Raw genomic sequence first — 23,184 nt, forward strand, 5'->3', positions numbered from 1 at the left:
CGAATCGTTCTTAATAGTATTTTAGCAGCCAAACAACTACGTAAATGAATACAACTAAAGCACTACAGGGAATTGCCTGTCTACTGGTTCTGTCCCTATCGGCCTTTTCATGTAACCAAAAAAAGAAGGCTCCAGCCGAAACGGACACCCAAAAGGAGGTACCGGAGCTTGGATCTCATTTGCCGCTGGACAGCCTGAACCTTCCTGACGGATTTAAGATTGAAGTGTTCGCTGACAATATAGATGGTGCACGCTCCATGGCCATGGGAGGGAATGGAACCCTTTTTGTAGGCACCCGAAATGAAAACAAGGTGTATGCCATCCAAGATTTGGATGGGGATTTCAGGGCCGATAAGACATTTGTTCTAGACACTACCCTGGAAGTTCCCAATGGCGTGGCCTTCAAGGATGGCGCCCTGTTTGTGGCCGAGGTCAACCGACTGCTTAAATACTCCAATATAGAAGCACAATTATCCGATCCACCGAAGCCCGAGGTAATTTATGACGATTACCCAACGGAATTCCATCATGGTTGGAAGTACATTGCCTTTGGACCCGATGATAAACTGTACGTGCCGGTAGGTGCCCCCTGCAATATATGCGACAGTACAGTGGTTGATGCAAGGTACGCCACTATAACCCGTATGGACCCTGATGGTAGCAATAGGGAAATCTATGCCAAAGGGGTTCGAAATACGGTAGGCTTTACCTGGCATCCAGAAACTGAAGAACTGTGGTTTACAGACAACGGAAGGGACATGCTAGGTGATGATATCCCGCCCTGTGAACTGAATAAGGTGACAGAGGCCGGTCAACATTTTGGCTACCCCTTTTGCCATGGAGGTACGGTAAAAGATCCCGAATTTGGGGATCAACATCCCTGTTCGGATTTTGTGGCCCCGGTACAAGCCTTGGGCGCACATGTGGCGCCACTGGGGGTCAAATTCTACACAGGAGACATGTTCCCCGAAAAATACAAGGGCGTAGCCTTTATTGCCGAACACGGTTCCTGGAACCGCTCTTCCAAAGTGGGGTACAGGATTACCTTGGTAAGCCAAGCCGAGGATGGAACCGTGGCCTATGAGACCTTTTTGGATGGATGGCTCAACGAGGCTACCCAAGAGGCCTTTGGCAGACCCGTGGACCTGTTGTTCCTGGAAGATGGCTCCCTATTGATCTCGGACGATTTTGGTGATGCCATCTATCGGGTGTCCTATAGTGATACCCGTGTGGCGAGCACGCATTAAGGTTTAAAGTTCAAGGTTTAGGGGTCAAGAGCAAGCTCAAGTCCAAGGTCAATTGCTTATTGTTCACTGTCATTATACACCAAAGCTTTAGCGAAGGTGTGCCCACTGCCTATTGTTAACTGTTTCTGGTTTCAGGTTTTTCGTTTATTGTTGTTTCTTACTGTAAACTGATTACTGACTACTGACTATTGCTTCGAGATTCTTCGCTTCGTTTCACTCAGCTCTGAATGACAATATAGAATCATTTGTCATTCCGAGCCTGCGAGGAATCTTTAGTTTCATTATTCCCTGCCGATTGTCCAGGTTCAAGGTTTAGCGTTTGGAATTTGGTGTTTAGGGTTTAGGGTTTGGAGTTCAAAGTTTAAGGTTCAATAGCAAGCTCAAATTCAAGGTCAATTGCTTATTGTTCACTGTCATTATACACCGAAGCTTTAGCGAAGGTGTGCCCACTGCCCACTGTGTACTGCCAACCAATAATTGTTCACTCTTCATTGCCTTTCCTCACCGGAATGCGCTAATATTGCAGTTCATTTTGTAACAGACACATGAGAACCGGTCCCAAGGTACCCTTGATAATCGCTGCTTTTTTCTCCATTTATGTCATTTGGGGATCTACCTACCTGCTCAATAAAATTGCAGTAGCGGAATTGCCTCCCTTTATGCTGGCGGGACTGCGCTTTGTAACCGCTGGGGTATTGATCTTTGCCATAGCGGCCCTGATGGGCAAAAGCCTCCGTATTACCAAAAAACAACTGGGGAATACCATACTTGCCGGTTTTCTTTTCCTAAGTTTCGGAAATGGGGTAGTGGTATGGGCGTTAAAATACGTGGATAGTAATTTTGCGGCTTTGGAGATTTCCGCGCAGCCCTTGATTATCCTGTTGATGATGTGGTTGCTACAGGGAAAGAAAATACAGCCCATGTCGCTCGTAGGTGTGGCCCTGGGCATCTTGGGAATGTACTTATTGATTACCCAGAAAACGGTCATGGCCCAGGAAAACTCGATTTGGGGCATTGCCATGATCTTTGCGGCCATGTTAGCTTGGGCCTATGGCAGTCTTTTTGTTGGTAAGGCCGATTTTCCCGAGAATTATTTTGTAAACACCGGATACCAGATGTTCACCGGGGGCCTCATGCTATGCCTCATGAGCAGGGCCTTTGGGGAGCCATGGAGTGATCCTTTGGCCTGGAGCGGACAAACACAATGGGCCATGGTGCTGTTGGTTATTTTTGGAAGCATTGTTGCCTTTACCTCCTTCAATTACCTGCTTAAAACGGTCTCACCGGAGAAGGTAGCCACCAATACCTACGTGAATCCCATAGTGGCCATGTTCCTGGGCTGGTATTTTTTGGATGAACCGATTAGCTTACAATCCATAATCGCTGCGGTAATTTTGCTTACGGGGGTGTATTTTATCAACAGTAAGAAAAAGGGCGCACTCTTAACGCGTTTCCGCAGATAGCAGATTGGGAAACCAACCCATCGGGGTTATAGGAAATATAAGTTACCTTTATACCTTACATTCGTTAAACGATAATGCCCTTTGCCCAATGAAAGCATCCAAAACACTTGACAGAAGACGTTTTATTCAACAATCCGGTTTACTGATGTCGGCAGCATTAGTGCCGTTTTATGGTTTTCCTATGACACGCTCCAAAAAACACAAAAAATATAAAATGGGCCTTCAGCTCTTTACGATACGGGATGCCATGGAGAAAGACCCTGTCGGCAGCCTCAAGAAAGTAAGGGCCCTGGGATATGAGGACCTGGAGATTTATGGTTATAATGGGGAAGAGGGCAGTTATTATGGCTTTAAGACGGCCGATTTCAAAAAAATACTGGAAGATCAGGAGCTAACGACCTCTAGTGGGCATTACGGTCTGCCCGCATTTTTTGACCGACCGGAAGCGGACCTTATGAGATACGTGGACCAATGCATTGAAGGCGCCCATGCCCTGGATCAGGACTATATCACCTGGCCTTGGTTGGATCCCAAGTTCAGGAATATTGAGAGCTTCAAACAACTCACAGGAAAATTGAATACTATCGGGGAACGGGTGAAGAAAGCCGGTTTGGGTTTTGCCTATCACAACCACGGGTTTGAATTTGAAGACCACAACGGGCAAATTGGCTACGACATTATTCTTAAGGAAACCGACCCTAATCTGGTAAAACTGCAGTTGGATTGGTATTGGGTGATGCATTCTTCCAAACTACGGCCGGCAGAATGGATTGTCAAAGACCCGGAACGTTTTGTAATGTGGCACATTAAGGACATGGACAAAGTAACCCGTGATTATTCCGAATTGGGCAATGGTTCCATAGATTACACGACCATTTTGCCAGAAGCTGAGCTTAGTGGTTTGGAGTACTACTACCTGGAACAAGGTGGCAATTTTGCCAAAGATTCTATGCAGAGCATAGCGGATAGCGCTGCCTATTTTAAACAGCACCTACAGAAGTATTTGTAAGCGCGTTCTTTCCCGTTGGTATTTTGATCGGTTGCAGATTTAGGACAAAAGGGCCGTTCTTGGTACCGGTACATCCCCTAGGTGAGACTTTGGTGCTTTGCAACGGGATTGCATGTAATTCTTTTTTATCTTTGTCTTGTGAAGTACATCGCCGTCATATTATCCATCTATTTTTTGGCACTCGGTATTGTACCCTGCAATGATGGGGATGAAAGCGGTAATGATACGGAACTTACCACGATTATTGGTTTCAATGGGGACCATGACCACCATGACCATGGGGATCTATGCTCGCCCTTTTGTCAATGCCATTGCTGCCACACCCATAGTGTTACCTTGGACATCGTGGTTTTTGAACCCATTCAACCCATCATTTTACAGGAACGTTTTGCCTACTTTGACAGTGTGGGCAAGGACATTCAGCTTTCCCTTTTGCATCCCCCTCAAGCATAATACATTTTTTATAAGGATACCTATGTCCTTTTTTGACCTGCATTAGGTCCAAGCTCATCCCTATGATTCCCACTTTAGGTCGGAATTGTGTTGGAAAGTTTAACCCTATTAACACGTTTTATGCTTAATACAATAATCAGGTATTCCATAACCCATAAACTGGTTATAGGTCTACTCACTTTTGCCCTAATACTAGTCGGGGTCTATTCCCTAAAACAGCTTCCTGTTGATGCGGTCCCAGACATCACGAACAATCAGGTACAGGTCATTACTACCTCGCCCACGCTGGCTGCCCAGGAGGTAGAACGGCTTATTACCTTTCCAGTGGAGATTACTATGGCCACCATTCCAAAGATTGAGGAAATCCGCTCCTTTTCGCGTTTCGGATTGTCCGTGGTGACCATTGTTTTTGAAGAAAAAGTAGATGTATACTGGGCACGGCAACAGGTCAACGAACGCTTGGCCGAGGCACAGTCCAAAATCCCCCAAGGTGTCGGCAAACCTGGGATAGCCCCGTTGACCACGGGTCTGGGGGAAATCTATCAATATGTAATCACCACAGAAGAAGGTTACGAGAAGGAATACGATGCCACGGAACTGCGTACCATACAGGATTGGGTGATTCGCAGACAGTTGTTGGGAACCCCTGGCGTGGCCGATGTCAGCAGTTTTGGAGGCTATCTTAAACAATATGAGATTGCCATTAGACCGGAACGGCTCAATGCCATGAACATTTCCATTTCAGAAATCTTCGATGCCCTGGAGGCCAACAACCAAAATACCGGTGGTGCCTATATCGAGAAAAACAACAAGGCACTGTTTATCCGTAGCGAAGGGCTGGTGGGTAGTTTGGACGATATCAGGAATATCCTTGTCCGTCAGAACCCCAATGGCATCCCTGTGCTGGTCAGTGATGTGGCCAAGGTACAGATAGGCAGTGCGGTGCGCTACGGTGCTACTACCCGTAATGGCCAGGGCGAGGTGGTCAGTGCCATAGTGATGATGCTCAAAGGAGCCAATTCCGCCGAGGTCATCAAGGATGTCAAGGAAAAAATAGCTGTTATTGGCAAAACCCTGCCCGAAGGGGTGGTAATAGAGCCTTTTTTGGATCGCACCAAACTGGTGAACAATGCCATCGGAACGGTAACCACTAATCTTGTTGAGGGAGCGCTGATCGTTATCTTCATCTTGTTGTTGCTTTTAGGGAATTGGCGTGCCGGACTCATAACGGCCTCCGTAATACCTCTGGCGCTACTGTTTGCCTTTAGTATGATGCACCTATTCGGTGTTTCCGCCAATTTGATGAGCCTCGGGGCGATCGACTTTGGTTTGATCGTGGATGGTGCCGTCATTATCGTGGAAGCCACCTTATTTCATTTAGGGGCCTTAACACTGGGTCGAAGGCTCAGTCAGGAGGAAATGAATGTGGAAGTCTTTAATGCAGCCAGTAAAATAAGAAATTCGGCCGCTTTCGGGGAAATTATTATCCTTATCGTATACCTCCCTATCCTGGCCCTGGTAGGCACGGAGGGAAAGATGTTCGGTCCAATGGCCCAAACCGTAAGTTTTGCCATCCTTGGGGCGTTTCTCCTGTCCCTGACCTATGTGCCCATGATGTCGGCCCTGGTCCTGAGCAAGAATACGGAACATAAGAAGAACATTTCGGATAGGATTATGACCTTCTTTCACCGATGTTACGATCCGCTCATCCATTGGGCCATGGGTACAAAGATTGCAATTTTAGCCGCAACTTTGGCACTCTTCGGGCTTGCCTATCTTGTATTTTCCAACTTGGGGGGCGAGTTTATCCCCACTCTGGAAGAAGGCGACTTTGCGGTGGAAACCCGGGTAATGACCGGAAGTTCCCTGAACAACACCATAAAAGCCACGACCAAGGCCGAGGCTATCATACTGGCCCAGTTTCCCGAAGTGCAGCAGGTGGTATCCAAAATAGGTTCAGGGGAAATCCCCACAGATCCCATGCCCCCCGAGGCGGCCGATCTGATGATTATACTCAAAGACCGGTCCGACTGGGTGTCGGCCTCCAATAGGGAGGAATTGGCCAATAAAATGGCAGAAGCCCTGGAGGTGATCCCCGGGGTGACCTTTGGGTTTCAACAGCCCATACAAATGCGGTTCAATGAGTTGATGACCGGCGTTCGCCAGGATGTCGCCATCAAGATCTATGGGGAAGACCTGGAACAACTTTCGGCCTATGCGAAGCAAATAGGTTCCATAGCCGGCACCGTTGATGGCGCAGCCGATGTATATGTGGAGGAAGTTACAGGCGTTCCACAAATTGTCATTGCCTATGATCGCAACCAGTTGGCGATATATGGCCTGGACATAAAATCGGTAAACAAAACAATTCAGGCGGCCTTTGCAGGGGCTTCCACAGGTTTGGTCTATGAAGGTGAAAAGCAATTTGATTTGGTAGTACGTTTGGAGGGCGGTAGCCGGACCAATCTTTCGGATGTCCAGAACATGACCGTAAATGGCAGTGGCGGACGGGAAATTCCCTTGCAACAGCTGGCAGAGGTATCCATAAAGGATGGACCCTACCAAATACAGCGCGATAACACCCGTAGACGCATTATCGTCGCGTTTAACGTCCGAAATCGGGATGTTGAAAGCGTGGTCGATGAAATACGTGGAAAGATCGAGACAACCGTGGATTTGGACCCCGGATATACCATTAGCTACGGAGGGCAGTTCGAAAACCTGGTCAAGGCGCGCAAGCGATTGGCCGTTGCCGTTCCCTTGGCCCTGCTGCTCATATTCGTCCTCTTGTATTTCACTTTTGGCTCGCTTAAACAAGGAGTGTTGATATTTACGGCCATTCCGCTTTCCGCTATTGGCGGCGTATTTGCACTGTGGCTTCGAGACCTGCCTTTTAGTATTTCGGCCGGGGTTGGTTTTATCGCCCTCTTTGGTGTGTCCGTATTGAATGGAATTGTTTTGATAGCCGAGTTTAACCGATTAAAAAACAGCGGAGTAAACTCTGTTCTAGAGCGCATTTATCAAGGCACGCGTACGCGTTTGCGGCCGGTTATTATGACCGCTTCCGTGGCTTCCCTGGGATTCTTGCCCATGGCCCTTTCCCAGACTTCGGGCGCGGAAGTGCAACGGCCCCTGGCCACTGTGGTCATTGGGGGACTTATGACAGCCACCTTCCTTACCTTGGTGGTATTGCCCATACTGTATTATTATTTTGAACAAGGAACAAAAATGAAAGTGAACAAAACCCTTGCCTTTATCGGCATAACGCTTTTAACGGGCATTTCCGGGGTGAATGCGCAAACTGCCCCACCTAAGGAATACAAGAGCTTAGAGGAGGTCATGGCGGTTGCCCTGGAGCACAATCCCGATCTTAAAGTAGCACAATTGCAGACCGAACGGTTGCAGGCCCTAAAGGGAGCCAGTATTGATGTGCCAAAGACCAATTTTGGATTGGAATACGGGCAGACCAATAGTGATTTTGACAACGATTCCCGTTTTAATGTGAGTCAGACCTTCGCCTTTCCCACGGTCTATGCCCAACAGAACCAGTTGGCAAAGGCCAGGATCAAAAGTGGGCAATTGCAGGAGGTCGTGGTACGGAACGAACTGTTTGCTCTAGTGAAATCTGCCTATTACCAACTTTGGTATTTAAAGGACAAGGAGAAATTACTTCAGCGGCAGGACAGCATTTATGAGCGCTTTGCCTATGCCGCCAATCTCAGATTCAAAACTGGGGAAAGCAATGCGTTGGAACTGGCCACTGCCAATGCAGAACTGGCCGATCTTCAGATTTTGATTCGGGAGAACATCGCCGAGATGCAAGCGGCACGGCTGCAGCTGCAAAATTTGATGAATGTGGATTTTCCAATTGCTATTTCGGTAGGAAGTTTGGAGACCATATCCCAAGTTCTTCCCAAGGAAATTAAGGATTCCACCGCTTTGGAAAGTAATCCACTGGTCGGTTTCTACGAACAGCAATTGGAGGTTGCCAGGCGTGAAAAGTCGGTTGCCGTGTCCAAGACCCTGCCCGATATTACCCTGGGCTATTTCAACCAGTCATTTAACGGTCCAGGGCAGACCATGTCTGGCGAAAACGTAGTTTTTGATTCGGGAGATAGATTTACCGGCGTCCTTTTGGGCCTGGCCATTCCGTTATGGGCAAAACCACATTCCGCCAGGATTAAAGCGGCCAAAATCCATAGTATGGAAAGTGAGGCGAGCTTGCAGGCCATTGAGAATAGGACCTTGACCCGTTTAAAGACCTTAGAAGGGGAACTGGAAAAAAGTAAAGCCAATTTGTTCGCTTACGAAATCAACGGACTTCCCCAGGCACAGGCGCTCTTGAATCAAGCACAAAGAGGCTTTTCCGCTGGTGCCATTGGGTACATAGAATATGTACAGGGCCTCAACAGAGCTTTGGGCATACAGCTGAACTATTTAGCCTTTATCAATGCATACAACCAAAAATTCATCGAAATCCAGAATCTAATCGCAATCCAATAAGCAATGAAAACGAAGATATATATTATCGGCATCCTTTCACTAGTGCTATTAGCAACTTCCTGTAAACAGGGAGCGTCCGAATCCAAAATGGAGGAGCACCAAGAGAATGAAAACCTAGTAGAACTGACCGAGGCACAGCTTGCGCAGACCGAAATCAAGGTCGGCAAGGCCGAAAAGCGAATCATTGGAAGGGAGCTTAACGTCAATGGAATGATAGACGTACCTCCCCAGGGCAATATTTCCATAACCGTGCCCTATGGCGGTTTTTTAAAGTATACCAATATGCTGCCTGGGTCCCGGCTTACCAAGGGCCAATTGATAGCCCGGGTAGAAAACCCGGATTTTATCGAATTTCAAAGGGAATACGTGGAGGCACTGGCACGGAACGAGTATCTGAAGGCCGATTTTGAGCGTCAGGAGACGCTGAGCAACGAAAACGTAAGCAGTACCAAGGTCTTTCAACGTTCCAAGCAGGAATATTTGACGAACAAGGCCAATATTCAGGCCTTAGAAAGTAAATTGAGGCTGGTGGGCCTAGATCCAAACGCAGTACGGGCTGGCAACTTTTCCGCCGTGGTCAATATCTACTCGCCCATTAACGGAGTAGTGCGTGAGGTCTATGTCAACACCGGGAAATATTTTGGTCCGCAGGATGTGCTGATGGATATCACCAATGCCGAAGACCTGCACGTGGAACTCAAGGTCTACGAGGATGATATACCCCTGATCAAAATTGGACAGCGCATTCGTTTTCGTTTAGCCAATGCACCTGAGGTATGGATGGAAGCCGAAGTGTTTTTGATCGGCCACAATGTGAGGGATGACCGCTCCATCACCATTCATGGGCACCTCAAGGAAAAAAACGAGGATTTGCTTCCCGGCATCTTTATAAATGCAAAAGTTGAAGTGGCCACGCAAGAGGTTTATGCCGTTCCCGAGGAAGCGGTAGTGCGGTTTAACGGAAATCATTATATCTTTAAGACTCTGGGGCAGCGCATGGAAGCAGGCATGAAGATGCACGATTTTGAAATGACCCCCATTACCTTGGGAACCGAGGAAGACGGTTTTGTGGGAATCGCCTTGGAGGGCGATACCGAGCAACTGGCCACTATGGATTTGGTAATCGACGACGCCTTTGTGCTTTTGGCCAAGGCAAAAAACAGTGAAGAAGAGGGTGGCCATGGCCATTGATTTAGGTGTTATGAACGAAATAGAAAAAGTACTGGAAGAAAGAAAGATACGCCCTACCGCTATGCGGTTGCTTATTTACAAGTTTATGGCGCAAAAGGAAGTGGCCATGGCGCTGACCGATATTGAAAATGCCTTTACCCAAGCGGATAGGACCACCTTGTACCGTACCCTTAAAACTTTTGAACAATATGGGGTTGTGCACCAAATAGATGATGGTACCGGGGTGGCCAAATACGCACTGTGCGAACCCGGCTGCAATTGTGAGATCGCACAGGACCTTCACTTGCACTTTCATTGCAACCATTGCCATGAGACCTCATGTTTAACGACACATAAGATACCGCAGATCAATCTGCCCGAAGGATATCTCGCAGAGGATGTAAATTTGGTAGTAACGGGAATATGCGAGAAATGTAGCGGATAAAATGCACTTCTGTTGCACGCCTTTTATCAGGATATTGGACCCATGAAAAAGAGGCAGCGTAATTTAAGGGATATCGTTCCAAAACATGGTTCTGGTGGGCATACGGACAACAACGGCCATGACCATGGCGATGCCCCGTCCAATTTTAAGACCTATTTGCCCGCCGGTTTCAGTTTTGTACTGCTGATCGTGGGAATCGCGATGGACTATGCGGATAGCGCTCCCTTTTTTGAGAACTGGGTGCGTGTGGCTTGGTATACCGTTGCGTATATTCCTGTGGGATGGCCCGTTATCAAAGCGGGCTGGAAAAGCATTACAAGGGGCCAGTTCTTTACCGAATTCCTCCTGATGTCCCTGGCCACCTTGGGTGCCTTTGCCATAGGTGAGTATCCCGAAGGTGTTGCCGTAATGCTCTTTTATACCGTAGGCGAACTGTTTCAGCATGCCGCGGTGACCCGTGCCCGTGGCAATATCAAATCCCTGTTGGACGTACGTCCCAATACGGCTCTCGTACAACGTGGAAACGATTTTGTCTCCGTACACCCGGAAGATGTCGCCGTAGGCGAAAAAGTACAGGTGCGGGTAGGGGAGAAGGTTCCGTTGGATGGCATCCTACTTTCGGAAAAAGCTTCGCTGAATACTGCTGCTATTACTGGAGAGAGCAAACCCGACACCATTGCCCAAGGAGATGCAGTTTTCGCAGGGAGCATAAATCTTGAAAAAGTAATTGAGGTAGAGGCATTTAAATCTTTCAAGGACAGCTCCATAGCTAAAATTCTTGATATGGTCCAGAACGCCACCGCGCGCAAGTCAAAAACCGAACTGTTTATACGGAAATTTGCCCGCATTTACACGCCCATTGTGGTGTTTTTGGCCGTTGGACTCACTTTCTTGCCCTATTTTTTTGTGGACGATTATGTGTTTAGGGATTGGCTCTACCGGGCGTTGATATTTCTGGTCATCTCCTGTCCCTGCGCCCTGGTGATTTCCATTCCCCTGGGGTATTTTGGGGGCTTGGGTGCAGCATCCCGAAACGGCATTCTGTTCAAGGGCGCCGCTTTCCTGGATACCATGACCAAGGTAAATACGGTGGTGATGGACAAGACGGGTACGGTTACCAAAGGGGTGTTCAAGATTAAGGAAATACGGGCGTTTAATATGGATGAAACTAGGATGATATCCTATGTGCTGGCTATGGAGGCACAATCTACCCATCCTATAGCCCAAGCCATCATGGAGTACAACCTGCAGGCCGATGCACTTGATGCTTTTGAGGTGACTGAGCTTGCAGGCAAGGGCCTAAAGGGCAAGGTAGCCGGTGAAACGGTCCTGGTGGGCAACAAGGCGCTGATGTCTTCCCATCAAATTACAGTGCCCCAGGAGACCGATGACATTGTGGAATCGATCGTCTTGGTGGCCATAGGAGGAACATTGGCTGGCTATATCACTATTGCCGATGAACTCAAGGAAGATGCGCATAAGACCATAGCACAGCTTAGGCAATTGGGAATTTCTGAAATCATCATACTTTCCGGGGATAAGGATACCATTACCCAGGAGGTAGTTAAACGCTTGGGTGTGGACTGGGCAAAAGGCGGTCTATTGCCAGGGGACAAGCTCCAGGAGGTAGAGACCTTAAAAGCAGTATCCGGTACCAAAGTGGCCTTCATTGGCGATGGTATCAACGATGCACCGGTGCTTGCTGCCAGCCATGTGGGTTTGGCCATGGGCGGTCTGGGCAGTGATGTGGCCATAGAGACCGCGGATGTGGTCATACAGACCGATCAACCTTCTAGAATTGTCCGGGCGATTAAAATTGGGCGTTCTACCCGACGTATCGTATGGCAGAACATCACCTTGGCCTTTGGCGTAAAACTGCTGGTGTTGGTCTTAGGTGCCGGCGGACTGGCCACCATGTGGGAAGCCGTTTTCGCCGATGTAGGCGTCGCCTTATTGGCCATTTTAAATGCGGTACGATTACAGCGGATGCATTGGGATTAGTCGGCCGAACTTTGTTTTGTGCTTACCTTATTTCATTTTTATAAGTTGTCCGACTTTTTCCCAACCCGGGTCTATGTCCATATTTACCATTAGATAAACATCTTTTTTTTCAGTCCTAAAAGCCGTTCCTCCGTGTGTCAGGTTTGCAGTAAGTTCTTCGGGTGTTAGTTTGTACATTGCCCCAGTAATGGGGTCGATTATTAACCCAATAATCCCACCAATTAATATATTTCCCAGGTACCACGCATTGAACTCTTTTGAAATAAGTGTTTCGTAGGGTTGATAACCGTCAAGTTTTATTAGAACTTGATATTCTTGATTTCTTTTCAAACTTCTTTCTACAGGTGTTTTTCCGACCTCCACTTCGTTGATGTAAACTGTTGCCGAACTTGGTATAGAGGCTACTTTGATTGTTTGTCTTGAGCCTGAAATAATTGTTGCACAACCCATAAACAGTAGCATAGGAAAAGTTATGAGGACTTTAAAAATATTTTTCATCTGTTTCATTTAATCTAGGGTTAATTTATATTGTGATAAAGTTGAAACATCTCCAACGTATTTGTATAGCTCTATTTTTAACCGATAACAACTGCTCCATAAATCCGGTGTTTTTTTATCAATGACCTTTGCAATATTTGCTCCGTTTTTTCTTGCCTCATTTCTTACTCTAGTCATTAGACTATTAAAACTGCAATCTGTTGAAAAGCCCGAATCTTGAAACCTTAGGTCTCCAACCTTGATAATATTATTTGGCAATTCATGGTGGACATCTAGAAGAGCAACTTTTTCTTCAACGGACAATTTTAGTTGAGGGTTAATAAGATTAGATGAAATTTTTGGTCCACAATTTGTCAATCCAACTGCCATTATCACAAACAGAATTTGAGTCATTTGTTTCATTTTTGTTTTTAGTTTGTAATGATTAATATCCAAGATTGAGTTAGTGCCATTATGTGCTCTCAAAAACGAAACTCGTGATTAAAGACTTAAAACGAAAAACCAACGTAATACTCGGGAATATTCGGTGATAGGCGGGAAAAATGAAATAATATGGTAGTACTATCTAGCACTGCCTATCTTGGATTAAAAATGGGAAGTTCCTTTTTTCAGTTGAACTTAGCGAACTTACCTACAGGAAATACCGGAATTGGTGCAATTTTAGTTTTTGGTCAAGTTCCTAAAACTTGGTGCATGCTTGTTCACTCCTTAAGGTGTTTTTTAGTGTAGGTAGGACGTGTAACATACACCTTGCTGTTCAGCATACGTGAAGGACAATAACCACCATGACATTAGAAGGTATACACCCAAATATCCTTGCTACCTTTTTGCACACTGAAGATAATGCTCTTGCCATCTACCGTCCATTTGGGCGAGGTCTCCCGATAACGGTCATTGGTCAACCGTTGCGCGGGCCCACCATCCCTGTGCATGATATAGATATCCGTGGTTTTCTCCGCATTGTTGTCCGATAAAAAAACGATCTGTTCACCATCCGGGGAGTAATTGGCGTCCCATCCGTTAACCAGCTCGTGCGCAATAGGCTCCTGACTGCCCCCGGCAACAGGCATCCTATAGATCTTGTTTTGTCCGCCCAGATTGCTGTGGAACAGAAAGTGCGCTCCATTGACCGATACATCGGTAGGTATCCCATCGGCCGGGGATTCAAAAAGCGGTTGCCGCTCACCAGTGGGCAAATTGAGCTTCCAGATGTCATAGGCATAATTGGCCACACTATCATAGGCGTAAATGATTTCTTTGTCGTACGCAGTCCAAATAAAATGGCGTACCCCTCCAAAATCGGTTACTTGCAAAGAATCGGTCCCGTCCAGGGAAGCGGTGATAATGTTATTGGTCACTATGGATCCGCCCGGACTCTGAACTAGGCCCAATCGCTTTGTGGTATGGGAAAACTGGGGACGGGTCTGTCCTTGGTAACCGGCCAAAAAGGGGCTGGTTTCCCCCGTACCCAGATGTAAGAGCATAATATTGGATTCGCTTCCCGCACCCTTGGTCACGTAAGCTATATAATTCCCTTCCGGATCTATCGCTGGGAATTCCTCGGCCTGGGCCGAGTCGGTCAATCTTCTAATATTGCCCGAAGCGATGGTTATCTGGTACAGATGGGGTTCTTCCAGATTGGCGGAATAAGCCAATTTGGTACGGTCCGGCGACCATAAGGGCCAACCCTCCTTTAATTTTTCACCGATATGTAGGTGTCTTAGGCTGTCCGACCCAAAATGGTACACATAAAGGTCGTTGAGGCCATCGCGCTTGGAAATAAAGACCACTTCCTCCCCATCTGGGGAAAAGACGGGTCCGTAATCTTCTACGATGTGGTCCGATACCCTTTTTAGACCCGTGCCTGGGAAGTTGGCCACCCATACCTCCGTCATTTCCGTGCCCCAAGTGGAATAGAAAAGGACCCCATCGCCCTTGGGCGACCAATGGGGGTACCATTCGTGACCGGCATGCTGTGTTATATTGATCAGCTCCTTCCCGTCTACGGAAATCGCAAACAGATCCTCTATTGGCCCACCCCGCTTATTATAGCCCACGTAGCGTCCATCAGGAGAAAAACCAAAATGCACCTCTCGGCCCGGTTCGTGCGTGAGTCTTGTAAATTTGGCGGTTTTCAGTTCATAGAGGTAGATATCTTCGGAACTGCCGTCATTTCCATTCAGGACAATACGCTTCCCGTCGGGCGACCATCCGGGCTTGTACAGAGCCGCCCCTTCCAACTGCACCAAGGTCCTTTGCTTTGAAGCAAGCTCATGAATGGTGATATAGGTCCTGGACTTAGCGGTAACGGTATAAGCCAGCATTTTGCCATTTGGGGACCAGGTCGGTCGGCTTTCCCGACCTTCCGATTTTGTAATTTGCAGGGGGGGCTCGTCCTCCTCGATGGACTTCAAGTAAATATCACAGTTGCCTTTTTGGCAAAAGCTAAAGGCAATACGATCTCCGTTGGGGGAAAAGGCCAGCTGTTCCTCTTCGCCCTCCATGTCGGTTAAACGCAATACCTCTCCTGCCCGGTAGGGACCGTTGCAGGCCAGCAAGATGACCATAAGCATGGGAAAGAGTGGTTTTTTCATCGGGTCAGATTACTTGGTATAGCAAGACATCTTGGTTATCAAGTACAAAAAAGCAGAAATTTTACCAGGCCGCTACGCTGTTCCGGAATCAATTTGTACGGATACATCCAAAGGGACGATTTGAATGAAGAATTACGGATGTAGAATTGGGAGTATACAGTTCAAAAGGCCCTCACCTCGGTCCTTTTCCAGGGGGGAGTGGAGACATCTCGGCATAAGTATGGGGATAAAAACCCTTTCTCACTGGGGCATAATGCTCTTTTGCTACCCTTCCGACCCCAACGCTCGCTATGCTCGGTCGGGGCCACCTTCCCTTAACAAAGGGAAGGAGCTACTGGGAACCACGAATGATGAATTCCGAATACGGAACTTAGTATTTAACACTTACAACTATCACCTGCCCGCTGCCTGAAGTTTGAGATTCTTCGCCTCGCGATGCTCCCTGCCCTCCGTAGGAGACTTCGGAAGGTGGGCGTTCTGAATCACAATACGCATTGATTTGTCATTCCGAGCCTGCGAGGAATCTTTAGTATCAGTCTACACGGGAAGAGGGAACGGGCAATAGCGAAGAGAACATAACCCATGGTCTAACACTTGGCATTAAACACCGAGTGCTACCATCCATTGTGCATAATGCAATTCATCATTCATAACTCATAATTCACACTGTCAACTGTTTCACGTTTCTCGTTTACTGCTAATTGATAATTGATTATTGTTCATTGACCACTGCCCACTGCTTACTGTTTCATGTTTCTCGGTTATTGTTCATTGATTATTGTCAACTGTCCACTGCTAACTGCCAACTGTTTACCAATAACCCCGCTTCGCTCTTCCCTAATCCCTCATTGTTAATTGGTCATTGTTAATTGTTCACTGCTGATACCTCCATCAACCCATATTGTAAATAAACGAATGCATCACTTTGATTAACTTTACGGGAAAATACAAAGAGGACCAACACATTTTTGCTACCCTTACAGGATGAAGACCAGAAATTTTATCGCCCTAACCCTGTCCATGGCCATGCTATTGGCTCTACTCATCTATTGGAGGGAATACCAGACTCGAGATCAGGTAGCGCTCTTCCACGTACTAGCGTGGCAGATTGGGATCTGGGCCCCATGGATTCTCGGCTTTAAGTTAATGGAACGTATCATTGCGAAGACCCGAAAGCTTCAATTTGGAATAGTCATCGTATTGGGTTCGGCCGTGGTCTGGGTAGTTTTGCATTATGGATGGTTTTTTTTTCTGAGCTCTACGATTAGCCCGTATCTGAACCTGCCCGGCTCCAGGTTTGGGGTATACCGCTACTTCTTTATTTTCTGGACCCTGATAGACATTGGTCTTATGTGGTTCGTTATAGATAAACTATGGAAGCTTGAACTTGAGGAAACGGCTCCACCGGTACTATTTGAACTTACAAGGGGGAACAACAAATATTTTTGCAGTCCTGCACAAATCCACTTGTTGGCGGCCGAAAACTACTATACCAGGTTATTTACCAGTGAGGGCGTTTTTGTAATGCGAAAACCCTTAAAATATTTCCATGATCTGCTTCCCACGAACGCCTTTAGGAAAATCCATAGATCTACGATCATAAATGTAAACCAGGTATCCGAACTCGCCAAGGGTAATGACCAGGGCTTGGAGGTAATTATGAAGGATGGCACAAGGCGGCGGGTCAGTAGAAGTTATGTTAAGGAAATCACCCAATTTTTTAAGGATAGGACCTATTAGCGCCGTTCGCTATCAAAATCCCGACCGTTTACTGCAACAGCTGTTTTCCACTTGCCTTATTGGCTAAGTTTGATAGTGGATTCCAAGGTTGTACATATCCTGAAAAATGTGCCTGAACCTTGCCGAACCACATTAAAATTTGAACACAGCTATGCCGTCCTACACCTTAAGGATCAATAATGTCAAGAAAACCGTTTCTACGGACCCGGATACCCCTTTGCTGTGGGTTTTACGCGACCTCCTTGACCTGACAGGGACAAAATTTGGTTGCGGAAAGGGCCTCTGCGGCGCTTGTACGGTGCAGTATAAGGGAAATCCCGTACGGTCCTGTACCTTGGCCATCAGTTCGGCCCTGGAGGGTGATATCCTCACTATTGAAGGACTCTCACCTAAGGAGGACCACCCTGTGCAACGCGCTTGGGTGGAACTTGACGTACCGCAATGTGGCTATTGCCAATCTGGTCAGATCATGGAAGCTGCGGCCTTGCTCTCCAAAAACGAAAACCTCACAGATAATGATATCAACGCTGCCATGGAAGGGCATATTTGCCGTTGTGGGACCTATTCACGTATACGCAAGGCAATTCACTTGGCAGCAGGCAAATTAGAGAAATAATGCGCATGTTGTTACTTCTTGCATTGGTCTGTACCGCTCTGAAATCCCACGGGCAGGATCCACAATTTAATCGAGCCCTATCTTTTACAGACCTTCAGGGTTCCAGAGGGGTTTCCGTGGCCGATCTTGATGGCAATGGACGCCAGGATATTGTTGTGGCCAACCAGGTAGATTCCCTAAAACTCTTGGGAAATACAATCTATTTCAATTACGACGACGGGTTTCGAAAATTGGCGATCGCTGATGGTAATGTGCATGCTTGGAGCGAATCCGTGCATACAGTAGATGTGGACAACGACCATGACCTTGATCTCTTTTTTACCACCCAATTCGGAACGCCCAATCTGTTGTATTTGAACGATGGCGCTGGAAAATTTTCCCAAGTGAAGGCTGGAGATTTGGCTACGGACCTGACCAATTCGCCCGGCGCCTGCTGGTGCGATTATGATTTGGATGGCGATATGGACGTCTTTGTGGTCAACAGGGATGGCGCGGACGACCAACTTTATATAAACAAGGGCAAGGGGATTTTTACCAAGGCAGGCAACGGCCCCTGGAAGGGGAATGAAGGCGATGGTCGATCTTGTGCCTGGGGCGATCTCAATGGGGATGGGAAGCCGGATCTTTATGTGGCGAATTTTGTAATCAATAAAAATGGGCAAGTACAGGGAAAACATCGGAACTACCTGTATATGAATTCCGTGGATGGAACCTTTGTAGAACGGCGGACGGGGGTTCTTGTGGAAGAGACGAATGCTTCCTACGGTGTTTCCTTTGTGGATTATGATTACGACCGCGATTTGGATATTTACGTGACCAATGTGTCGGTCGCCGACGAGAATGCTTTTTATGAAAACTTAGGCACCGGCACCTTCGAGAAGTTGACAAGCAGTGGAATCGCCTATGAAATCCATAGACCCTCCAAGGGACAGACTTGGGGCGACTTTAACAATGATGGTTGGTTGGATCTTTACGTTGCCAACGGAACCGAGAGCTATCCGGAGATTCAGAACTTTTTCTTTTTGGGAACGGCCGACTATGCGTTCAAACGGATTTATAATACCCTTCCCGCCATTGACGGCCATATATCCGCAGGTACCGCCTCAGGGGATTTTGACAATGACGGATCGTTGGATTTGTTTGTCTGCAATTGGGGTGGGGAGGCCGAGCCCAATGATTGCTATATGAACCTGAACCAAGGCAACCAATGGATCAAACTTCACTTACGGGGAAAGGTGTCAAACAGCTATGGCATAGGCAGTTGGATAAAGCTTACCCTGGATGATGGCAGGGTGCAGACACGATATTTTGCCAGGGAAACAGGTTATGGCAGCGAAAATGCCCCCGAGATTCATTTTGGCATAGGTCCTTCGGCCAAAATCAAGACCCTAGAGATCGAATGGCCTTCAGGCCAAAAACAATCGACCACGGAGGTAGTGCCAAACACGGTGTATGAGGCTATTGAAGGAAAAGAATTTAAACGCATTGGGATATGAAAAGTACAGTAGACAGAAGAACGTTTATAAAACTTACCACCGCAGCCAGCGGAGCTCTGCTTGTTGGGGTATACCTACAATCCTGTGAATCGGATAAACCACCGGCCATGGTGCATACCTTCTCGCCCTTGATAAAGATCGATACCGATGGGTGGGTAACCCTTATTGCAAAAAATCCCGAAATCGGTCAAGGCGTCAAAACGTCGCTTCCCATGATTTTGGCGGAAGAACTTGGGGCGGCCTGGAACAAAGTGAAGGTAGTGCAGGCCGATTATGATGAAATCTACGAGGAACAATGGGCGGGTGGCAGTTATGCCATCATCCTCAATTGGGACCTGATGCGAACTGCAGGTGCCAAGGTGCGGCAGGTGCTCATCCAGGCCGCATCAAAAAAGATGAACAAAGCGGTATCGGAACTTTCCACGGCCAATGGCGAGGTACGGCATCTGAAATCAGGGGATGCATTGCCTTTTGAAGCACTTCTGACCGAAACAACGCAGATACCCTTGCCGGAAGAGGTGGAATTTAAACCCCTTGATGCTTTTGAAATTGTGGGGAAACATGTTCCCCAGGTAGATTTGGATACCCTGGTAAACGGGGGAATGCGCTATAGTATAGATATAAAACTACCCGAAATGGTCTATGCCACCGTCCTTAAAAACCCCGTACATAATGGTGGTACTGGCACTTGGGACGATACAGCGACTAGAGCGGTAAACGGGGTAATCGATATCGTAGAATTGAATAACAAAGCCTATGGCGGAAGGCTCATCGGGCCCAACAGTCCCAATTTTGTAAACGGTATTGCGGTGGTGGCCAATACCACCTGGGCGGCCTTTAAAGGCGCGGAGAAACTCAAGGTGGTCTGGGACAATGATGGTGCCCAAAGGGAAAGTTCGGACGGCCTAATGGAACGCTTTCGCGCCCAATTGGACCATACCACTGTTGAGCGGAAGGATGGTGATATTATCCAAGCGCAACGAAAGGCGGCTTCCAATTATGAAGCGGTCTATGAAGTGCCTTTTTTAGCGCATATACCCATGGAGCCCATGAACTGTACGGTAGACTTTAGGGAAGACCTGTGTGAAGTGTGGGCCCCGACCCAAAACCCCGAGGCGCTACAGCAGGGGCTGATCAAGTTGTTCGGTCTACAGCCCGAGCAGATCAAAATACACCTCCCGCGGATAGGGGGCGGCTTTGGTAGAAGGTACTATGTGGACTATGCCATGGATACTGCCATCCTATCCAAAAAAATGGGGCGGCCCGTGAAGCTTACCTGGACTAGGGAAGAAGACATCAAACACGACTGGTACCGTCCGGCAAGTGTGCATAAAATGACAGCGTCCATGGACGGGAACGGTAAGGTATCCGGATGGCGGCACATTTTGGCCAACGCATCTCGAAAAACATCATTGGGGAGGGACGGAAGACCAGCCGGAACAGAAATTGACGAATATGAGTTCCCAGCGGGGTTCATCGCTAACCTACAGCTGGAATATGGACATGTAATAAGTGATGTACCTCTTGGACAATGGCGGGCCGTAGGCCATTCCGCTACCGCATTTGCGGTGCATAGTTTCCTGGATGAGTTGGCCTTTCTGAACAAAAGGGATCCCATAGACTATTTTCTGGAATTCCTTGGCCCAGCGAGAATGGTTCCAGTAGTAGACGAATATGCCTTTGACGCGGGCCGATTAATCGCCGTTGTGGAAAAGGTGAGACAGCTCAGTAATTGGGACTCATCCTTGCCAAAAGGTCAGGGTAGGGGCTTTGCAGCCCGTAAGGGTGCAGGATCCTTCATTGCCGAGGTGATAACCGTATCCACGGATAAAAATGGGAAAGTAAAGATCTTGGGGGTGGACGCCGTAGTCGATTGTGGTGTGGTAATTAATCCTTCCGGTGCCCGGGCACAGGTGGAAGGAGCCATCTTGGATGGGCTCAGCGCGGCGCTCTACGGGGAAATAACGGTGAAGGACGGGGCCACGGTACAATCCAATTTTCACGATTACCGATGGATGCGAATGGGCGAAATGCCCGAAATGCGTATTGAATTTATCGAAAACGATCTGCCCCCTCGAGGCCTGGGCGAACCTCCCTTGCCGCCAGCGGCACCCGCGCTGGCCAATGCCATCTTTGCGGCTACGGGCCAACGTATACGAAAGTTGCCGATAAAGAATGTAGAGCTCGGGACTTAGAAGTCAGAAGTCAGATGTCAGAGGTCAGAAGTCAGATGTCAGAGGTCAGAAGTCAGATGTCAGAGGTCAGATGTCAGAGGTCAGAAAAAAGAATGGATCACGGTTCAAAGTTCAAGATTCTGCGCTTCGTGTTGCTTCAGTACCTTCCCTTAGCCAAGGGCCCCATGCTTTTATACTGTTTCACATAGCATGATTTGAGTTGGAAGGGGGCCGGTATTGAAGCTCCCCTCCTTGAGCAAGGAGGGGAATGAATCACGCCTCTGGCGTGAGAAAGGGGAGGTCTTTTCTACCCTTCCGCCCCCGACGCTCGCGTTGCTTCGGTCGGTGCCACCTTCCCTTAACAAAGGGAAGGAGCTGTTTGGAACCACGAATGATGAACTAAGAATTTTGAACACTCAACTTAACAATTGACACTCGACTCTAACAGCTGACCATTGCTGCTTTTTACAGTCAACCGATAACTCCTTAACCCATAACTTAACACTGCCAACTGCAAACCGTTTCAGGCTTCTCATCCATTGCTAATTGTTCATTGTTTATTGTTCACTGCCCACTTATCCCCATACACGACCATTTATTACACCGACTTTCTTTTCCAATCATTTAATCGTGAACTTGGGCCCACTATTGCGCCACAGGCGCAGGTGCAAAACCAAGAACCAAACCGAATAAAATGGGTTTTTTTGATTTTTTGATCGAGGAGATCGCAATCGACCTAGGGACGGCGAATACCCTTATCATGCACATGGACAAAGTGGTTGTGGACAGTCCCTCGATCGTGGCTAGGGACCAGTTAACGGGCAAAATCATTGCCATAGGCAAGGAGGCCAATACCATGTTGGGGAAGACCCACGAAAACATTAAAACCATACGACCCTTGAAAGATGGGGTAATCGCGGACTTTGATGCTTCCGAAAAGATGATCAGCATACTCATCAGAAATATTCCTGCCCTTAAGAAAAGGTGGTTTCTCCCCGCGTTGCGTATGGTCATCTGCATTCCATCGGGCATTACAGGGGTGGAGATGCGGGCGGTCAAGGAATCCGCGGAACGCGTCAACGGTAAGGAAGTGTATCTGATCCATGAGCCTATGGCAGCGGCCATTGGTATCGGTTTGGAGGTTATGCTGCCCAAGGGGCATATGATCGTGGACATAGGCGGGGGCACAACGGAAATTGCGGTTATCGCCCTGGGCGGCATTGTCTGTGACAAATCCATTAAAATTGCCGGGGATGTTTTTTCCAACGACATTATTTATTATATGCGCAGGCAACATAACCTGTACATTGGGGAGCGTACCGCAGAAAAAATCAAAATAGACGTTGGTTCGGCAATCAAAGATCTGCAGGAGTCCCCCGATAAAAAATCGGTCCATGGCAGGGACCTATTGACCGGCAAGCCAAAACAGGTACAGGTTTGCCACAAGGAAATAGCGGAGGCCCTGGAAAAATCCATCAGTAGGGTAGAAGATGCGATTATGGAAATCCTTTCCCGGACTCCTCCCGAATTGGCTGGGGATATTTATAACACGGGCATTTACATGGCGGGCGGTGGTTCCATGCTTCGGGGTCTGGACAAAAGGGTGTCCCGCAAAACAGATCTGCCCGTCTTTATCGATGAAGACCCGCTGAGGGCGGTGATTCGCGGAACAGGTATGGCACTTAAGTATAGGGAACGCTATAAAAATGTATTGATCCGGTAACCGAAACTCGGCCCAATAGCTGCAAAACGTATTTTCCCAACATCCAACTTCA

The 23,184-nt window shown here is 47.7% G+C and carries 16 protein-coding genes; 13 read left to right on the forward strand and 3 right to left on the reverse strand.

What is annotated here, in order from left to right; all coding sequences use genetic code 11:
* The first annotated feature begins 44 nt into the window (after positions 1 to 44).
* The 8 genes from ACRD67_RS07905 to ACRD67_RS07940 all read left to right on the forward strand — a co-directional run bounded on the left by ACRD67_RS07905 (position 45) and on the right by ACRD67_RS07940 (position 12,291).
* Positions 45 to 1,247, forward strand: coding sequence for a PQQ-dependent sugar dehydrogenase (locus tag ACRD67_RS07905; protein ID WP_430966562.1), 1,203 nt, complete (start codon positions 45 to 47; stop codon positions 1,245 to 1,247).
* 545 nt (positions 1,248 to 1,792) lie between these two features.
* Positions 1,793 to 2,710: an EamA family transporter gene (locus tag ACRD67_RS07910; protein WP_430966564.1), complete on the forward strand. Its 918-nt coding sequence runs from the start codon at positions 1,793 to 1,795 to the stop codon at positions 2,708 to 2,710.
* 88 nt (positions 2,711 to 2,798) lie between these two features.
* Positions 2,799 to 3,719 (forward strand): sugar phosphate isomerase/epimerase family protein, encoded by a 921-nt coding sequence (locus tag ACRD67_RS07915; RefSeq protein ID WP_430966566.1) that lies wholly within the window; start codon positions 2,799 to 2,801, stop codon positions 3,717 to 3,719.
* A 138-nt stretch (positions 3,720 to 3,857) separates the two neighbouring features.
* Positions 3,858 to 4,172 (forward strand): DUF6660 family protein, encoded by a 315-nt coding sequence (locus ACRD67_RS07920; RefSeq protein ID WP_430966568.1) that lies wholly within the window; start codon positions 3,858 to 3,860, stop codon positions 4,170 to 4,172.
* Positions 4,173 to 4,292: 120 nt separating this feature from the next.
* The gene (locus ACRD67_RS07925; protein WP_430966569.1) at positions 4,293 to 8,675 is read left to right on the forward strand and encodes a CusA/CzcA family heavy metal efflux RND transporter; all 4,383 of its coding nucleotides are present in this window, start codon (positions 4,293 to 4,295) and stop codon (positions 8,673 to 8,675) included.
* Positions 8,676 to 8,678: 3 nt separating this feature from the next.
* The gene (locus tag ACRD67_RS07930) at positions 8,679 to 9,866 is read left to right on the forward strand and encodes an efflux RND transporter periplasmic adaptor subunit (protein ID WP_430966571.1); all 1,188 of its coding nucleotides are present in this window, start codon (positions 8,679 to 8,681) and stop codon (positions 9,864 to 9,866) included.
* A 10-nt stretch (positions 9,867 to 9,876) separates the two neighbouring features.
* Positions 9,877 to 10,290, forward strand: a complete 414-nt coding sequence (locus ACRD67_RS07935) for a Fur family transcriptional regulator (RefSeq protein ID WP_430967154.1) — start codon at positions 9,877 to 9,879, stop codon at positions 10,288 to 10,290.
* 42 nt (positions 10,291 to 10,332) lie between these two features.
* Positions 10,333 to 12,291 carry a heavy metal translocating P-type ATPase gene (locus ACRD67_RS07940; RefSeq protein WP_430966573.1) on the forward strand — a complete coding sequence of 653 codons (1,959 nt, stop codon included), beginning with the start codon at positions 10,333 to 10,335 and terminating at the stop codon, positions 12,289 to 12,291.
* Positions 12,292 to 12,318: 27 nt separating this feature from the next.
* On the opposite strand, the gene ACRD67_RS07945 is transcribed toward ACRD67_RS07940, so the two are convergent.
* The 3 genes from ACRD67_RS07945 to ACRD67_RS07955 all read right to left on the reverse strand — a co-directional run bounded on the left by ACRD67_RS07945 (position 12,319) and on the right by ACRD67_RS07955 (position 15,383).
* On the reverse strand, positions 12,319 to 12,798 hold the full coding sequence (locus ACRD67_RS07945) for a PEGA domain-containing protein (protein ID WP_430966574.1): 480 nt from the start codon (positions 12,796 to 12,798) through the stop codon (positions 12,319 to 12,321).
* Entirely contained in the window at positions 12,799 to 13,191 is a 393-nt protein-coding gene (locus ACRD67_RS07950; RefSeq protein WP_430966576.1) for a hypothetical protein, read from the reverse strand. It lies immediately after the preceding gene.
* 389 nt (positions 13,192 to 13,580) lie between these two features.
* Positions 13,581 to 15,383 (reverse strand): DPP IV N-terminal domain-containing protein, encoded by a 1,803-nt coding sequence (locus ACRD67_RS07955; RefSeq protein WP_430966578.1) that lies wholly within the window; start codon positions 15,381 to 15,383, stop codon positions 13,581 to 13,583.
* A gap of 984 nt (positions 15,384 to 16,367) precedes the next feature.
* Between ACRD67_RS07955 and ACRD67_RS07960 the strand changes: the two genes are divergently transcribed.
* The 5 genes from ACRD67_RS07960 (at position 16,368) to ACRD67_RS07980 (ending at position 23,132) form a co-directional block, all read left to right on the forward strand.
* The gene (locus ACRD67_RS07960) at positions 16,368 to 17,123 is read left to right on the forward strand and encodes a LytTR family DNA-binding domain-containing protein (RefSeq protein ID WP_430966580.1); all 756 of its coding nucleotides are present in this window, start codon (positions 16,368 to 16,370) and stop codon (positions 17,121 to 17,123) included.
* Between the two features lie 151 nt (positions 17,124 to 17,274).
* On the forward strand, positions 17,275 to 17,739 hold the full coding sequence (locus tag ACRD67_RS07965) for a (2Fe-2S)-binding protein (RefSeq protein WP_430966582.1): 465 nt from the start codon (positions 17,275 to 17,277) through the stop codon (positions 17,737 to 17,739).
* Between the two features lie 5 nt (positions 17,740 to 17,744).
* Positions 17,745 to 19,235 (forward strand): CRTAC1 family protein, encoded by a 1,491-nt coding sequence (locus ACRD67_RS07970; RefSeq protein ID WP_430966584.1) that lies wholly within the window; start codon positions 17,745 to 17,747, stop codon positions 19,233 to 19,235.
* Positions 19,232 to 21,430 (forward strand): xanthine dehydrogenase family protein molybdopterin-binding subunit, encoded by a 2,199-nt coding sequence (locus tag ACRD67_RS07975; protein ID WP_430966586.1) that lies wholly within the window; start codon positions 19,232 to 19,234, stop codon positions 21,428 to 21,430. Before ACRD67_RS07970 ends, ACRD67_RS07975 begins: the two co-directional genes overlap by 4 nt.
* Before the next feature lie 673 nt (positions 21,431 to 22,103).
* Entirely contained in the window at positions 22,104 to 23,132 is a 1,029-nt protein-coding gene (locus tag ACRD67_RS07980) for a rod shape-determining protein (protein ID WP_430966588.1), read from the forward strand.
* Positions 23,133 to 23,184 lie beyond the last annotated feature (52 nt).

Origin of the sequence: Eudoraea algarum, from assembly GCF_050589645.1 — a bacterium.
Classification (GTDB): domain Bacteria; phylum Bacteroidota; class Bacteroidia; order Flavobacteriales; family Flavobacteriaceae; genus JBNGOQ01.

Coding starts and splice junctions, on each gene's coding strand:
- ACRD67_RS07950 (WP_430966576.1), bottom strand. CDS start 13,191: ATGAAACAAATGACTCAAATTCTGTTTGTGATAATGGCAGTTGGATTG.
- ACRD67_RS07935 (WP_430967154.1), top strand. CDS start 9,877: ATGAACGAAATAGAAAAAGTACTGGAAGAAAGAAAGATACGCCCTACC.
- ACRD67_RS07925 (WP_430966569.1), top strand. CDS start 4,293: ATGCTTAATACAATAATCAGGTATTCCATAACCCATAAACTGGTTATA.
- ACRD67_RS07910 (WP_430966564.1), top strand. CDS start 1,793: ATGAGAACCGGTCCCAAGGTACCCTTGATAATCGCTGCTTTTTTCTCC.
- ACRD67_RS07940 (WP_430966573.1), top strand. CDS start 10,333: ATGAAAAAGAGGCAGCGTAATTTAAGGGATATCGTTCCAAAACATGGT.
- ACRD67_RS07905 (WP_430966562.1), top strand. CDS start 45: ATGAATACAACTAAAGCACTACAGGGAATTGCCTGTCTACTGGTTCTG.
- ACRD67_RS07980 (WP_430966588.1), top strand. CDS start 22,104: ATGGGTTTTTTTGATTTTTTGATCGAGGAGATCGCAATCGACCTAGGG.
- ACRD67_RS07915 (WP_430966566.1), top strand. CDS start 2,799: ATGAAAGCATCCAAAACACTTGACAGAAGACGTTTTATTCAACAATCC.
- ACRD67_RS07975 (WP_430966586.1), top strand. CDS start 19,232: ATGAAAAGTACAGTAGACAGAAGAACGTTTATAAAACTTACCACCGCA.
- ACRD67_RS07965 (WP_430966582.1), top strand. CDS start 17,275: ATGCCGTCCTACACCTTAAGGATCAATAATGTCAAGAAAACCGTTTCT.
- ACRD67_RS07955 (WP_430966578.1), bottom strand. CDS start 15,383: ATGAAAAAACCACTCTTTCCCATGCTTATGGTCATCTTGCTGGCCTGC.
- ACRD67_RS07970 (WP_430966584.1), top strand. CDS start 17,745: ATGTTGTTACTTCTTGCATTGGTCTGTACCGCTCTGAAATCCCACGGG.
- ACRD67_RS07930 (WP_430966571.1), top strand. CDS start 8,679: ATGAAAACGAAGATATATATTATCGGCATCCTTTCACTAGTGCTATTA.
- ACRD67_RS07960 (WP_430966580.1), top strand. CDS start 16,368: ATGAAGACCAGAAATTTTATCGCCCTAACCCTGTCCATGGCCATGCTA.
- ACRD67_RS07945 (WP_430966574.1), bottom strand. CDS start 12,798: ATGAAACAGATGAAAAATATTTTTAAAGTCCTCATAACTTTTCCTATG.